Annotated in this window: 8 protein-coding genes; 4 read left to right on the forward strand and 4 right to left on the reverse strand. The window is 38.9% G+C overall.

Annotation, left to right across the window (positions count from 1 at the left end; translation table 11 throughout):
- Positions 1 to 75: 75 nt before the first annotated feature.
- On the forward strand, positions 76 to 5910 hold the full coding sequence (locus tag JOC48_RS17390; RefSeq protein WP_204501690.1) for a DUF3320 domain-containing protein: 5835 nt from the start codon (positions 76 to 78) through the stop codon (positions 5908 to 5910).
- Positions 5911 to 6123: 213 nt separating this feature from the next.
- Here JOC48_RS17390 and JOC48_RS17395 read toward each other — a convergent pair whose 3' ends face one another.
- From JOC48_RS17395 to JOC48_RS17405, 3 genes are all read right to left on the reverse strand, one after another.
- Positions 6124 to 6636 carry a YehS family protein gene (locus JOC48_RS17395; RefSeq protein WP_204501691.1) on the reverse strand — a complete coding sequence of 171 codons (513 nt, stop codon included), beginning with the start codon at positions 6634 to 6636 and terminating at the stop codon, positions 6124 to 6126.
- A gap of 201 nt (positions 6637 to 6837) precedes the next feature.
- Entirely contained in the window at positions 6838 to 8046 is a 1209-nt protein-coding gene (locus tag JOC48_RS17400) for a thermonuclease family protein (RefSeq protein WP_239584455.1), read from the reverse strand.
- Positions 8046 to 9131 carry a DUF4236 domain-containing protein gene (locus tag JOC48_RS17405; protein ID WP_204501692.1) on the reverse strand — a complete coding sequence of 362 codons (1086 nt, stop codon included), beginning with the start codon at positions 9129 to 9131 and terminating at the stop codon, positions 8046 to 8048. Before JOC48_RS17405 ends, JOC48_RS17400 begins: the two co-directional genes overlap by 1 nt.
- A gap of 355 nt (positions 9132 to 9486) precedes the next feature.
- Here JOC48_RS17405 and JOC48_RS17410 point away from each other — a divergent pair, with 355 nt between their 5' ends.
- Positions 9487 to 9696 carry a hypothetical protein gene (locus JOC48_RS17410; protein WP_204501693.1) on the forward strand — a complete coding sequence of 70 codons (210 nt, stop codon included), beginning with the start codon at positions 9487 to 9489 and terminating at the stop codon, positions 9694 to 9696.
- Between the two features lie 217 nt (positions 9697 to 9913).
- Here the strand turns inward: JOC48_RS17410 and JOC48_RS17415 are convergent, their stop codons facing one another.
- Positions 9914 to 14083 carry a bacterial Ig-like domain-containing protein gene (locus tag JOC48_RS17415; RefSeq protein WP_204501694.1) on the reverse strand — a complete coding sequence of 1390 codons (4170 nt, stop codon included), beginning with the start codon at positions 14081 to 14083 and terminating at the stop codon, positions 9914 to 9916.
- 647 nt (positions 14084 to 14730) lie between these two features.
- Between JOC48_RS17415 and JOC48_RS17420 the strand changes: the two genes are divergently transcribed.
- Together JOC48_RS17420 and JOC48_RS17425 are read left to right on the forward strand one after the other, a co-directional pair.
- The gene (locus tag JOC48_RS17420) at positions 14731 to 15165 is read left to right on the forward strand and encodes a MarR family winged helix-turn-helix transcriptional regulator (protein ID WP_239584456.1); all 435 of its coding nucleotides are present in this window, start codon (positions 14731 to 14733) and stop codon (positions 15163 to 15165) included.
- Between the two features lie 100 nt (positions 15166 to 15265).
- A complete protein-coding gene (locus tag JOC48_RS17425) occupies positions 15266 to 15826 on the forward strand; it encodes a hypothetical protein (RefSeq protein ID WP_204501696.1) in 561 nt (186 codons plus the stop codon).
- Positions 15827 to 15919 lie beyond the last annotated feature (93 nt).

Genomic DNA, 15919 nt, shown 5'->3' on the forward strand with positions numbered 1-15919 from the left:
AAATCACCCTGCTGTTGTTATAATAGAAAGCAATATAGCGAATAATAGGATATAAGAAAGATAGGGGGTAGCCGAATGGAGTCAGTGATTCGATGTGAATACGAGTATGATAAAAAAGTAAACTTTGCGCTGCAACAAAATCACGTACCAGTGATGAAGTTCCTTTCTATTAAAAATAGATCAACCGAGGCTTTAAAAAATGTCAACATACATATCACTTCAAATCCTAACTTCTCAGAACCCTATTCAGAAAATCTAGAAGAACTAGGGGCAGGAGAAATAGTAGAATTAAAGCCAAACATCATATTATCTTCCGATTATCTAAGCAATCTTGATGAAAGTATCGCTGGCCATCTTCATCTAAAAATCTCTTCAAAGCAACGGATTATGTATGAAAATCATCTGCCCATTGATGTTTTGTCATATGATTCATGGCCTGGTGCGTCCGTTGTACCAGAGATTATTACTAGTTTCATTACGCCTAACAGACCGTTTGTGCAAGAAATTGTGAAGCAAGCGGCTGAGATTATGGAGAAAAATACGGGGAATAATGCATTGGATGGGTATCAAAGTGGTGATCCGAACCGTGTTATTGCTCAAGTTTCTGCGATTTATTCTGCTATACAATCACACCAAATTATTTATGCCAATCCTCCTGCTAGTTTTGAACAGGAAGGTCAAAAAATTCGTTTTCCTGACATGATCAAAGAGCATAAGCTAGCAACTTGCCTAGATTTAACCCTACTTTATGCAGCATGTGCCGAAGCGATTGGAATTTATCCAATGATTGTCTTTCTCGAAGGGCATGCCTTCCCTGCATTCTGGCTGAAAGAACAATCTTCCGCTGAGAGTTTTCAAGATGATAAAAGTATTTTAACGAAAAATATGGCGAGTGGCATTCATGAAATCATGGCCGTAGAGTCTACCTTTTTAACGAGAAAGGATTCGACGTTTAATAGTGCGGTTCAACAGGCTGGAAACAGTTTAGATCGTTCAGGTAATTTTCACTTTTTTATCGATGTGCGAAGAAGTCGTATTGGTCAGATCAGGCCGATTTCGTTGAAAAAAGCAGCAAAGGATAAGGTTGAAGTGGTATCCAATGCTGAAGAACCTGTCAATGTCAATCCTACGTTTGCTTACGACAAAGTGGAAGTTATCCCGGAATCGAATGAATTATCGGCAGAGATTCAGAAGCAGGCTGATAAGGTTACCTATTGGCAAAACAGATTAATCGATATGAGTTTACGTAACAACTTAATCAACTATCGACTCCATACACAAGGTATCCCTGTTGTAACGTCTGATCTAGCAAAGACAGAGGATATTCTAGCGATGGGGAAAAAGGTATTTATTAAGCCATTGCCAACTGAGCTGCGAGACCAAGTACGAGATTTTAAGGACCAACAAGCGTTGCTGCATTCGCAAATTTTACAAGAAGATATGAAAAATAACAGGCTGCGTTCTACGCTATCCGAAGCAAAACTAGAAAAGGAGCTTGTGAAACTTTATCGAAAAGCAAAAAATACATTAGAGGAAAGTGGTGCAAATTCCTTATTTGTCGCGCTCGGGTTCTTAAAGTGGTATGATCCGAAATCATACTCTACCGAACGGTTTGCACCGATTTTGTTAATGCCTGTGGATTTAATTCGTGTGTCAGCGAAGAAAGGGTATTATATTCAGGCACGTGACGAGGAAATCCAAGTCAATATTTCACTGATTGAATATTTAAGTCAGAAGTTTGAGATTGATGCCTCTCGACTCTACGATATTCCAAAGGATGATCATGGTGTTGATGTGAAGAAAGTACTAACCACAATGCGAAGGCTTGTGATGCACATGAAAAACTGGGATGTTCAAGAGCATGCGAGTATTGGAGTATTTTCTTTCTCCAAATTTGTGATGTGGAACGATCTCGTTCATCATACAGAAGAATTAAAGAAGAACAAAGTGGTTAAGAGTTTAATCGATGGAAATTACATTGATGAAGCAAATGAATCAATGACTGTTCCATTGACGACAGAAAAAGATGAAGAAAAAACGGTGTATATGCCGTTAAGCTCTGATAGTACCCAGACGGAAGCGGTACTTGCAACTGGGGAAGGGAATAGTTTTGTGCTTCACGGACCACCTGGATCAGGTAAATCACAAACGATTACGAATATGATTTCACACGCACTTGCAATGGGCAAAACGGTTCTTTTCGTTGCGGAAAAAATGGCTGCGTTACGGGTCGTACAATCAAGGCTTGAAGATATTGGATTAGGAAATTTCTGCCTTGAAATGTATTCCAATAAAGGACAGAAGAAAGACATTCTGGCGCAGCTGGAGACTTCGTTTGAACATCAGTATAAAACAAAGGGAACCAATTGGAGTGCTAAAGCAGAGGAGCTCAAACAATTAAAGAAGGAACTAAATCGATATGTGCTTGAGCTTCATCAACCTACATCAATCGGACAGAGTATCTTTGAAATGATTGAAACTTATTCCAGTTTGGACAAGCCAATGCAGGAATTTGATTTTAATAGAAATAAAGTAAACGAGATGGATGAAGCAGCCTTTACGAAATCCAAGCAATTAATTGAGAATATTGCTATTGTGGGTGAACAATGCGGTCGTGTACAGGATAATCCATGGGCGTTCATCAAACAAACCGACTACTCCTTAAAGTTATACGACACCATCAAGGAGCAGTTAACGGCTATCGAGGAAAATGCGCCGAATCTACGAGAAATGGAAGATCCTTTAGCAAAAGTAGGGTTAGTGAATGAGGATAAAAAACATCCATGGTACAAGTTTATCGATGAAGTGATTCCGTCTTTGAAAGCTTTACCTAGCCTTAATTTTACCCTACTTGGTATAGAGTCCTTTGATAAAGTAAAAGAAAAAGTAGCTGAAGTCATTAATAGTGGTCAGGAACGAGATTTAGACACGGAAGAGCTGATGAAACGATTTGATCAATCGATTGTGAAACTAGATTCAGAGGCTTGGTTACAGGAATTAAGGCTTGCAGAGAATAGCTGGATTTTGAAGAAAGTCCTTGGAAAAAGCAAAGTGACTAAAGAGCTGAAAAAGTATGTAACAACCAAGCAAAAAATAGATGCGAAAGACTTGGAAAAAATCCTTACGACGATCCGACGGGTACAAGAGAATCAGCAAAAGCTGGATGAGCATAGTGAACAGATGCAACAGTTCTTCCCAGATTTGTGGGAGGATTCCAAAGCTAACTGGGAGGAGATAGAGAAAGCGATAGAATGGGCAGATAATATCCGAACTAAAGTAAGAATGATTAACGATTCTCCGGCGTACTTAGCTGAGTTTGCGCAGAAATTAGAAGATAATAAGCAGGCGTTGTCGGACCCTGAGATAATTGGGGAAATGGATGCTTACCTTGATGTTTATGATGACATGATGAAGAAATGGAAAACGCTTGAGTCAGAACTTACCGTGTCTGAGTTCCACGAGCCTAATCAAAAAAATTGGAGTCAATTTATCGAAGAAAAAGCTGCTCATCTGATCAACGCGTTACCACTATTGAAAGATAGCTGTCACTTGGCACGTACGATACAGGAAGCAGAGGACTTTGGTCTAACACATGTCACGCATTCTTATCTGGATGGGGATGTGAATCACGAGTCACTTCTACCAACTTATCTGTATGGTTTTTACCGAATTCGAATCGATGAAGAGATTACAAGTAGCGGCTCGCTTGCTCATTTTACGAAGGCCGAATTTGAAAACAAATTACAAAAATTCAGTGACTTGGATGATGAAATCAGTGAGTTAACCAAATTAGAGGTCTACGTGAAGTTAATGGAACGTGTACCAGATTTAATGAACAATGTCATCCAAACTTCTGAACCAGGTATCCTGATGAAAGCGATCAAGAGTAAAGGAAGAGGCATTGCGATTCGTCAGCTTTTTGAGCGGATTTCTAATCTGTTACCAAAATTGAAGCCGTGTATGTTAATGAGTCCATTGTCGGTTGCGCAATATTTAGATCCAAGCTTTCCAAAGTTCGACCTAGTTATTTTTGATGAAGCATCTCAGTTGCCTACGAGTGAAGCGATTGGTGCAATGGCCCGTGGGGAAAATGTCATTGTTGTAGGGGATCCGAAGCAATTGCCGCCGACAAGCTTCTTTAGTGCACAGCAAACCGAAGAGGATTTCGATATTCAGGATTTAGAGAGTGTGTTGGATGATTGCTTATCGATACGGATGCCGCAGAAGCATCTGAGGTGGCATTACCGAAGTGAACACGAAAGTTTGATTTCGTTTTCTAACAATCATTTTTATGAAAACAAATTAATCACTTTCCCATCGATTGATGATCTCGTATCTCGTGTTTCCTTCAAAAATGTGGCAGGCATTTATGATCGCGGGAAAACGAAGCAAAACAAGATAGAGGCGGAAGCGGTTGTTGAAGAGATCTTTACGAGACTGAATGATCCAATGAGGCAGCAGGAAAGTATCGGGGTAGTTACCTTTAGTCAGGTTCAGCAAACGTTGATTGAGGATATGATTGATGAACGCTTGAAGGACGATCCAACGTTAGAAAAATATTTTACTGACGAGGTACAGGAGCCTGTATTTGTAAAAAACTTAGAAAATGTCCAAGGTGATGAGCGTGATGTCATCCTGTTTACAGTAGGTTATGGTCCCGATGAAACCGGCCATATGACATTGAATTTTGGCCCATTAAACCGTGATGGTGGATGGCGCCGCCTGAATGTAGCAGTATCCCGAGCAAAAAAAGAAATGATTATTTTTGCGTCGATGGAGCCGGATAAAATTAATCTCTCTCGAACAAAAGCAGAAGGAGTCCATAGCTTACGATCCTTTATGGAGTTTGCCAAGAGAGGGAACGAAGCCGTGTTGCTTCAAAATAGGGGAAGCAGCCAATCGAAGCATAATATTATCGGATCTAAAATAAAAGCTGCTTTAGAAGATCATGGATATAAAATCGAAACGAATGTTGGTAAGAGTGAATTTAAAGTTGATTTGGCGGTAGTGGACCCGAAACACGATGGGCAATATATGGCAGCAATCCAGCTGGACGGACCGAATTACGCAAGTCGTAAAACAACTCGTGACCGTAACAAACTGACTGATCTCATTCTAGGACGTTTAGGCTGGAAGATTATTAAAGTTTGGTCGATTGAATGGTGGCATGATGAGGAGAAACAGATGGATAATCTGCTAGAACAGTTGAACAAAATAGAAGCGAATGGGGATGCGCCAAGTAAGGCTGCTAATCTTGTTCAAACAGCAGAAGAAAAGCAAGAGGTTTCTATTCAACAAAAAATTAGTAGTTTAATCATTCCAGACGACGAAGTAAAAGATATGCATCATTATTACGAGCCTGTGGAATTGGTGGAAGTAGACGTATCTAACGAATTATTCTACACGTATCAAGGGTTACCGATTATCCAGACACAAATCGAGAGAATCGTAAATGAAGCGGCTCCAGTTAGCTTTTCTCAGCTTACCAAGTCAATTATCAATGCATGGGGGTTTACTAGAAGCGGTGCCAAGATTGAAGCAGTTATTCACGATGCCTTATCGTCTGTGAAAGTCCATGTAACAAAGGAAGAGAAAGGTGTCTTCATATGGAAAAATGAGGAGCAGTACAAGTCGTATCAGGACTTCCGTAAACATGGTACCGAAAGACGTGCATTACAAGATATTAGTAAAGTAGAGTATGCCAATGGTGTGATGGAAATGATGGAAACTGCTTTACGGTTGCCTAAAGCTGATTTAATCCGCGAACTATTAAAACGCCTTGGCTACAACCGGACAAGTAGTCAAGCAGAGGAGTTTGTACAAGAAGCAATTGAGTTAAATGTTGAGAGAGGATTGGTTAGTGAGGGAGAGGATGGATCTGTTTTAGTTTTAGTGCCTAGCACCATCTGATTTTTGTAATATTTTGTCGAATGAGCAACCTCGGGTGGTTTGTTTATGACGGCGATTACAAAAATTTTTGTAAGTTAATAGATTGTGAAATAAATGGAGACACACTTAAATTTTTTAGTGTGTCTTTTTTCATCTTCATGATGGTACAACAAAAACAATAAATCACATATCATGCCGGGCTAATTATTCCCATCCACCTTGGGGGAATCATCCCTAGCGATAGCTCAAAGCCAATCCTTTAAGAAAATTTCTAGCAAATTTATCGCCGCATTCCTTATAATTTTTATGCCCTTCTTTTCTTAATAAAGCACTTATCTCTCCTTTTGAAACGCGAACCCCTGCTTTTGCTAAAATATCTATCATATCCTCACTAGTTAAGGTTAATGCTATCTTCAATTTTTTAAGCAGCACATTATTGACATTCGACTGATTTTTTATCAATCTTTCTGGATTATCAGGTTGTCCGGGTTTGCGGTCCTGTTTCCCTCTTTTAAAGGTGATCAAGCCATTTAAAAAAGACTCCAACATGGCGTTCGTGCATTTGATATGCCCATCATCGTCTATATCTTCTTCGTCGTATTCATCTTTAGCTTTCGTAAGCAATTTTTGTACGTCATCTACCGTAACTTCTACGCCCCCAAGCTCAAAAATCTCAACCATTTTATGGTCTTTAATATCTAGTGCGTATCTGATGCGAATTAATATATCATTGTTATCTAAACTCATCTCAAAAATCCTCCAAGCTGTTCAGCAATCAAAATATGTTATTAATCCTTATTATTGTAACCATTTCTCCCTAACAATACAAAAATCTGCCAATCTTTAGCCAAATTACAATCGACAAAATAATACAAAATACGGGTGGTGCCAGGCGCGTTTTAATGAAAAAATGGTCAACCAAAATAACTGGCTGACCAAATAACACTTTTACAAACTCTCACAAACCAAGCCGTCATTATCACTTCCGTCTAATCCATGTGGGTCCCTCTCTGGTCCACCAGCAGCCTCATAAAAGTCTTGAGCTTCCTGTTGTGTATCAAAGTCGCTACAGTTACGATCAGGACCGTTCGGATCATATTTCAATTCAGACCCGCTTGGTTGCTCTGTACTAGTTTCCGGCTCTGAATCAGAAGTGGCTTCCTCTTTGGCAAATCCATCCTCTGTTACATATCCTGGAATGCTCCATATCCCTTTGTTCGCACTTTTTGCACGATTTTGGGCTTTTATATATGCATCAAAGTGGGTGTAAGGTGGATCATACACATAAGCAACCCTTGCAAGCCCTTCTTCTAATAACATTTCATTAAACATTTTTCCGTCGACCCATAGATAGGCAAGTAAACGATCATAATGATCACGTTTTGGACCATCATATTCGATTTGTACCTGTTTTCCAGAGAGCTTGTCTTTCGCAAACTGGCTTGCTTCAGGTCCAAATTCTTGCACTGGTAAACTTGGATGCTTCGTTTCTGGTGTATCGACTAATAGTAAACGGATGGCTTCTTCCTTTCCGTTCAGGTTCACCTCTATCGTGTCCCCGTCAACAATTCTAGTAACCGTAGCTACAGGTAAAGAGGAATGATTTGCTTCGCTTGATTCCTCTTCCTTTTGTTGTTCGGTTGACTCAGGGCTTTCTTTCGCAGGCTCTTTTGATTCCTGTTTCTTTTCTTGATCACTGGTTTCTATGTTATCTTTTTCGTCTTCGTTACTCTCTGCATCGGTCTCCTTTGTATCGTCGTCCTTAGGAGAGTCTTTTTCCTCAAGTTCACTCTCTGTATCGGTCTCTTTCGCAGCATCCTTAGGAGAGTCTTCATACTCTTGCTCACTTGCTGCATTAGACTCGTCAGAAGTTTCTGTGGACGTATTGTCTACTTCGTCTGTACGAGGCTCACTATCTTTAGCGGTTTCCCCGCCAGACGCTTGAGCAGAAAATCCTCCGATTACAATCATAAATCCAATCAATGAAATTATTATCGGTTTCTTTGACCTTGCACCTAGTTTCTTATTAATGGAGCCTTCATGTATGCCCCAATAAGCAATCCCAATACCAATAACTAGTCCAAGAGTGGCTATAGGAAAATTAATGATTAATCCGATGATGATTGGTATCGCTACAATTGTTAAACATCCTGCCATCACTGAACCTCCTCTACAAATTTAAACCCTTTTGTCTTTAAAAATTTCATGTGCGGTTTAAATTGTTCGATTATATCGGAGCAGTCGATATTGGTGAAGGTAGTAGATTCAATTTGTGATCGATTGGTCATGACTGACAAGATGCAACCATAGTCCTCGGATTCATCTGCAGTGGAATAATCGTAAACGTTAACTTGAACCATTTCGATTGGAAAAATAGCAAATAATTCTCTAATAACCCGGAGCACACAGCTGCAAACGTAGTCCTGATATAACTGAAAATACTTTCCTTTAGCCATTTTCCGCTGTGAAAGCTTTCCGGTTTTTGTAAGCGATAGCGTTGTTTCAGGTATCACCTGTTTATTCTCAATTTCTAAACGGACGGTTACATGCTTGCCATCGTGATCAAACACATAGGTTATATCGTTGCCAAGTTCGATGATGTCCTCAAACGGATTTATTTCCTCCAAGATAGCTGTCCAGGCAGATATATCTCTATTCAAAATAGAGGTGGCATTCGCTTTAGCTTGCTCCCATTGTTTTACAAGCATCAAGTCCTTTTCCTGTTCTTCAGGCAAGCTTTCTTCCCATATTTTGAGTCTAGCCTCAACGCGGTTGAATAACTTGTCTCTCCACGTAGGCTTGTAGTTTTGGATGGTGGCTTTTATATTCTGAACATGGGGACCATCTTCATTTTCAGGAAATGGTCTTGGTGAAGAAAGGATTTCATTCCAATCGATTCCATCACTTGCTTCCTCATGTACACGCGTTAACATGTCAATTCTGGATTCGAATCTTTCTACTTCAGCTTCTGCTTTAGTGTATTGGTTCTCTTTTTCAACCTCGAATTGTTGCTGCTCTTTTATCCGTTCATTGCTCGTACGCTGGGCACGTTTTTTTCTTGAACCAATCCGTTGGTTATACGAAATCCCAGTACCAGGAATCGAGGAACCAGTTGATAAACCTCTTTTGCTCACATTCACACGAGCTCCTTTACTACCAATTGAGGTACTGATACCTTTCGTTCCGACATTCATTCGAACCCTGGGGGCAACTTTTATACTTTTACGAAATCGAAATCCCATTGTACACCTCCGATTAAATGGAAATTTATTGCTATTTTATTCGTCAAAAAATCTATCTATTCGTGAAAGACAGATATTGGATTTAGTAAATGAATAGAATGGCATGTCCTATAATTGAATTTTGGGACGAATAGGTATTCCACTTTTTATTTTATCAGCTTAGTAAAGGGGAAAAATTGATAAATAGCTGGTTATTTTTGTAGAGATTTCCAAGCGAAAGTATTTGATGAACATAAAAAAAAGACCCTCACAAACGTAGTTAAGCGTTAAGCCAAATGGTTTTAACATTTCCCACATATTCCAAGGGAACGTGGGAAAAATAAGTTTTGTAAGAGCTTATGAATGGGGGATAACGATGAAGAAAAAAACGTGGTTTGAATACGAAATGGAAAACGTTGGGGCAGAAACAGATAGTCCGGCAGTTTTAAATGATGTGATTAGTACAGAGTTTGAACAATATCCAGGACAAAATGAAAGTCTTATCGAAGCAAAAAGTCAACTGACACCAAGTCAGGAGCTTATCCAACGTAACAAAGATGGTAAGACATGGTTGCCCAACGAATGATGAATGAAGGGAACGTATGCGGCTCCCCTTCTTACTTGTGATACGTTTAGGATAGACTTTTAATGATGCTATATTCTCAAAATTTGGGAACTTTTGCTGCTATAGTTTTGTGGGGTATAAAGTTCAGGGTCAGACCCCTCAACTACAACATCTAATAATAAACACGATTGTTGTAGTATAATGAGGGAGTCAGACCCTTATGGGACAGCTTCTTTTCTTATTTTACTGTTATAGAAGTAGTAGCTTTAAACTTTTGACCAGTTGTTAATTTACCAGTAACTACTAACGCTTGTTCTCCTTCTTCAAGGATATTTAGTAGTTGTTGACGTGGGAATACAACTTTGTATTCATTCACACCATCATCGTCAAAATCAACAATTGGACTTTTCTTTTGCTTTTTCTTATCAGATGGAGTAATTTCTCCATTTAGTAAAAGACTTTCGAAGTCAATATCTTCTAACAGGCTTTCATCATCAAACTCAAGATATGCAGTTAAAACCGCATTGCTATTTTCCTTTGCTTTCTCGCTTTTCTTTTCATTTTTATTTAATACGACTGGACGGAATTCAACTTCAGCCATCACAGTTGGTATATAAGATAAGAAATCTCCCCAAATGATATTAGCCTTTAAACCATCAACATCTTCATGACGGTCATACGGTAGTTCCGGCTCAAGACTTACAAAGTTTTCATCAGTTAACATATCTCCAGAAGCATTAATGGATACTTCTCCATTAAAGAAATAGTTGTCATCAGACACCGCATAATCCGGATAAGTGTCTGCTGTCGTTATGGCATTCTGGTAAGATACAACACCACTTAACTGAAAGTCTTCTTCTATGCCATCATAGGTAGAGAAGTCTAAGTTTCTAGCATTGTTAAAGGAAATAATATTTTCTGCAATGACCCCTGGGTTACTGTTACTAGTGAAACCAGTCGCTCCATTATTAAACGCAATACTGTCGCGAATGATGTGTGGGACGTGGACACCTTCACCACCAAGCTTGAAGCCGTTCTTGTCACCGTCTCCAACTGTACCATCTGTCAGTGTACCATTTTCATAGGCAATACTATCCTCAATCACTACAGCACCAATGGCACCGGTACCAACCTTTGTATAAAGATCCCAACCATCGTCAATGTTGTGGTGAGCAATACAACCGCGGAAAATGTTGCCTTCGCCTGACGTTAGTTTGGCCGCAAATCCATCGGCGTTATTGTTAGAAGGATCGGCATTATCAAACGACTCACTATTTAAAATGAGGTTGTGTGATGGCCAGTCCTCAAGATTAGGACTATTGTCGGTGCGACTGATTTGTAAACCAGTGTCACCATTTTCATAGAATCTGCTGTCTTCCACAATGTTATGGTTACCACCAACAACAAATCCTTTTGTATTGGCTGCAGAACGAGCAAAGTCTATGCCTTTGACGTGCCAGTAGTTACCGCTTAATACGACACCTTCAGAACGCTTGTCAAAGTCAATCACAGGTCGAGCACCATCGGCAGCAACCATATATTTTCTTGCATCTGCAGTACCGTCGTTGTATTTAGAGATTTCTAGCTTAGAATCTCTGACATAGTCACCATCAGCAAGAACAATTCTTTGATCTGGTTGGACATATTCCACTGCAGTGTCTAAATCAAGTGGATTGTTGCTAGTTCCGTCACCAGCACTTGTGCCATCTGGAGTTACATAGATATCTGCACCATCTCTAAATGTCTTCATTGATACAGTAAAGTTCTTGACGATCTTGTCGTAAGAAGTTAAATACTGTGTATCGCTTGGTAAGAACGTTACACTGAAGTTTGTATCTGCATTTTCTTCAAGTGTAGCATGTACTTCGACTAATTCCCCTTGTGTAACTGCTAAGTTACTTTCAATAACCTCTTGACCAGCTTTTACTGCTACTGTTCCGTCAACGTTAGACTTTAATAGTAAGTCATAGTCTGCTTCGGAAGCTTTGTCACGGGAAACGATTTCTAATTTAGGTTCCACTGGTTCAGCCGGTGGAAATACTCTTGGTGCATCAGTCGCAGCTGCAGTTACATTGAAGTCCATATTATACACTTCGATGTCAGCTAAACGTGCAGTGTAGAATCCTACGTAAATTTTGTCGTCTTGAACGTTTAAAATTTCAGGCTCAAAGAAAATGGCTTCTTCTCCATCATTTAATTGGCCAGTAAATCCGCTGTTTGTTTTTGCTAACGTTAATCGGTAATCTTGGGCTGGATAAGTATTGTCTGTTGTAGGCTTTTCAGCTAATAACATCTGCTTTTGGACACCTTGACTACCAGCACCATCAGAAGATTCTACTCCAGTACGGATAAACAATTGTGTGCCGTTTTCTGCTTGTGTACCACCACTATATCCACCTACTGCAGCGATGTTGGAAGCAAAAACACCATCATTGTCGTTTTCACCAATCGCATCACGAGCCATAATACCAAAAGATTCTTGACCATCGTGTGGGTCTTTGGCATATTCATTTACTTTGATGTCGGCGGATAGAGTGAAGTTATCTTCTACCGCATCAATTACCGTGTAATAGAAGGTGATACCATCGTGGTCACCGGTTATTTTTCCGGAACTATTACCTTCTGCTACGATTCGAATTCCGCCATTGTCCAGCGTTTGAATATAGTTTGTATCAGACCCAGTTGATTGACCAAACTGAATTTTATTCCATTCTACGGTTGTTTCTTCACGAACGGTTACGTCAAATGAAGTTGGCTCAATGGAATCATCTGCTGGGTTAATAACGATTGTGTATTGTCCTGCGGTCGAATGATCAAATGCTGATGTGTCTACATCATAATCTGATGTATCTAAAATTTCTTGGTCACCATTGTCATACACCTTGGATACTTCTAGACCGTCAGAATGAAACACATCCCCAACAGTGTAAGTGGTTTGCGGATATTCTGTAACACGAATCTCATCCAGTTCCTTTTCCTTTACGTTAACAGTGAAAGTCGCCTTAACGCCTTTGTGCGTCACTGTTACTTCCTTGTCTCCTTCTATTGATGTATCTAACTCGGAAACGTCGAACTCATCTCGTGTTAATCGAACAGAATTTCCATCACTGTACTCTGCAACAACAACAATTCCGTTTAATTCTAATTCATCGCCAAGGTAGTATTGTGTTTTTTCAGGAAGTTGAGTAACTTCAACTGCATCTAATTCCGCATCACTAACATGAATAGTAAATGATGTGGTAACACTGGAAGATTCTAAAGATGTAACAGTTACCGTTTTTTCTCCGGAGCTCTCAAAAGTGTAGTCAGAATCGATTTCTTCTCCATTAATTTCAAAAATATAATCGTCACTCGTTAAATCTTCTACATAATAACCGTCATTATAAGATCCTGTTACGACAAGACCTTGTGGATCAAAGCTATCCTGTAAATAATAATCTGTTTTAGCCGGATAATATTTCACTTCCATGCTTGTTAAAGCTAGTTCGATAATGTCTAAATCAATCGTAGTTTCTGCACCGTTATAATGAATGGTAATTGTGTTTGTACCAGAAGAACTACTGTCAAATCCAGTGACAATCAAGTCCTCAACTGGGACAACAGTTTCGGTGTTATCTTCATTTACTGCTGTAACTTTTAATCCACTTAAATCAAGCTCTTCACCAACAAGATACTCTGTTTTCATGTCCGATGCATCAACATCAAGTGATGAGGTTGCGACATCGGAGACATTCACTTCCGTGTCAGAGAAAGTTATTTCCCCATTTCGAGCAACGAACAAGCCGACATGAATGTTGCCTGACAAAGCATCCTCTAATTTGAATGTTTCGCTTTCCCCATTTGAAGTTACAACAAATGTATCCCCGGATTTTTTAATAGATAAATCGTATGACTCTCCAGTTGCAGGTGGGACATTGTCTGAGAAAACATCTAACTTAGACAAGCCACCGCCGTCATAGCCGTCTTTACTATAAAATCCACGCATGTCTCCATCGAGTGCACCAACTGCAACGTAATTGTGACGATTCTTGCCATCACTGTCTTCTCCGGTTTCATCAAGCAGCATTATACCAAAAGCGCGCTGGCTGTCAGGACTGTAAGAATCAGCAGATGCGGTTGTTTGTATTTCAAAGTTATCATCCGCATTCAATGTTAAGGATTGCAACGATACGCCGATTTCACTGCTTGCGATTTTTCCACCCTCAGCAAGTATGGTAAGAGAACCATCACCATTGTCAGTTGGTGCGGTGTTTTTACCGTCACTTGTATTAGAGCCAAACGCTTCAAAGCTCCAATCGTCCCCAAGTGGATCTTCAAACGTTTCTGCAAACACCATCAAGTTCATGTTCGAAAAAAACATGAAAAAGATAGCAAAGATTGCTATGTTTTTGCTCCATCGTCGCTTCATTTAATAATCTCTCCTTATTTAAAATTTTTGAAGCAGGTAAGCTCTTGTCTAACACCTCCTGAATGCAAAGATTACTAGGCCTAGTTTTCTGGGTAAGTTTGTTCTGTAATGTGAATCATGAAGTTGATTTGTGTGGTTAAAAGAGGAAGTACTTCAAAATAACAACGTTGTGATTAAAAAATATACAAATTTGAAAGCGCTGTCAATATAATGTCTGAATTTTGAATTATACTAAACTGACTTTTAAACATGTATAGTACGATGGTTATAGATAAACAGAAGGGACTTTTGTCATAAATCCTGATGATCTCTACGTTAGTGCCTGTAGTGTTTATGATAGCGATTATAAAAATTAGGTATTATTTTAGTAATAGCAAACTAAAAAGTGCGTAAATCCAAACAGGGTTTACGCATTTTCTTAATTAAAAAGAAATAGAAACTAGAGAATCAAATACATGCTGTACAAAATTTGACTTTTACCATTAGCAGTACAAGGGATTCACCTTTTGACTTTTTGTATATTTTTTCATATTAATAAAATAATATTACTTGTATTTACAATTGTAATAACAAGTAAAGGATGATGAATCGTGAATGTATTACTTAAGCAAAAAACTGTTGTAATTATTAGGGCGTTGTATTTTTGTATGGAAAGGAAGTGGGCGGAATTAGAAAAGCTTTATGATATATCACCTGCTCAACAGCATATTTTATTTTTACTTTCCACAAACAAAAATCAGCTTACCCCGACACAATTAAGCGAATTAGGTTGTTGGCATATTTCTACTGTTACGCGGTTATTAAAACCATTAAAAGCAAATGGCTTTATAAATGTAACAACAAATAAAGAGAAGCCTAGATATAAGAGAGTTTCCCTTACAGCTAAAGGAAAACAAATGCTGGAAAATTTAATGGATGCAGCCAGAGATTTGGAACAATTTCCTTTTGATATTGGTGATCTGTCAGAGGAAGAAGTGGAAAAGTTTTTAAAATTTGGTCAAAGCATTCTAGATATTAATAAAGGTGATGATTTTATAAAAAAGGTGATAAATGCAAGAGTAGAGGGCTACGATTATGTGTAATAATTGTATCTTTTGAAAATGAATTTTGTTCTTATTGAATGTGCAAGTTTTAGAATGATATTTGTGAAAAATTCCTTAGAGTCGTCTAGGAGGTCATTTCATGGAATACAGAGAGTATTGGAATAGCATACTTTTAAAGAGTGAAGAGTTGAATTCGTTAATAACATCGTACTGGAAAGAGTATTCAAATATCGGAACATGGCAGTTTTGGATCGTTGTCTCCTTATTTTTAATCCCTCTTATCTTGCTTTACTTTGTAGTGGATCGAAGACGAATTTTTGAGCTTTTTTTCTTTGGATATACAGTCCATGTGCTTTGGACATACACTGATATTGTCCTCGCAAGACATGGTTTTTTCGTTCACACATATTTTCTAACCCCGATATTACCGCATGCATTAAATATGACTGCATCAGCACTTCCTGTAGGTTTCTTGCTTTTGTACCAATATTGTACGAATAAGAATAAAAATTTCTATTTGTATACGTTGTTATTAAGTGGTGTATTTGCGTTTGGATTTGCAACGATTGAAGCCCAATTAGGAATGTTAGAGTTTCACAAAGGAATGAATCAATTTTACCTGTTCCTTATGGATGTAGTATTTGTATATGTTACTTACTGGTTTACCAAATTTGTAAGAAGATTAGGGAGAAAAATGTAGCGGTACATGGGGGGTGATTCTCTTTTTCCTCAGCGCTATAACAAGTGGGGCAAGGGATCGCCCCCACTTTTTTGCATTATGCAAAGCTAATGG

The sequence above is a fragment of the Aquibacillus albus genome (assembly GCF_016908325.1).
GTDB lineage: Bacteria > Bacillota > Bacilli > Bacillales > Amphibacillaceae > Aquibacillus_A > Aquibacillus_A albus.

Coding starts and splice junctions, on each gene's coding strand:
- JOC48_RS17390 (WP_204501690.1), top strand. CDS start 76: ATGGAGTCAGTGATTCGATGTGAATACGAGTATGATAAAAAAGTAAAC.
- JOC48_RS17395 (WP_204501691.1), bottom strand. CDS start 6,636: ATGAGTTTAGATAACAATGATATATTAATTCGCATCAGATACGCACTA.
- JOC48_RS17400 (WP_239584455.1), bottom strand. CDS start 8,046: ATGGCAGGATGTTTAACAATTGTAGCGATACCAATCATCATCGGATTA.
- JOC48_RS17405 (WP_204501692.1), bottom strand. CDS start 9,131: ATGGGATTTCGATTTCGTAAAAGTATAAAAGTTGCCCCCAGGGTTCGA.
- JOC48_RS17410 (WP_204501693.1), top strand. CDS start 9,487: ATGAAGAAAAAAACGTGGTTTGAATACGAAATGGAAAACGTTGGGGCA.
- JOC48_RS17415 (WP_204501694.1), bottom strand. CDS start 14,083: ATGAAGCGACGATGGAGCAAAAACATAGCAATCTTTGCTATCTTTTTC.
- JOC48_RS17420 (WP_239584456.1), top strand. CDS start 14,731: ATGGAAAGGAAGTGGGCGGAATTAGAAAAGCTTTATGATATATCACCT.
- JOC48_RS17425 (WP_204501696.1), top strand. CDS start 15,266: ATGGAATACAGAGAGTATTGGAATAGCATACTTTTAAAGAGTGAAGAG.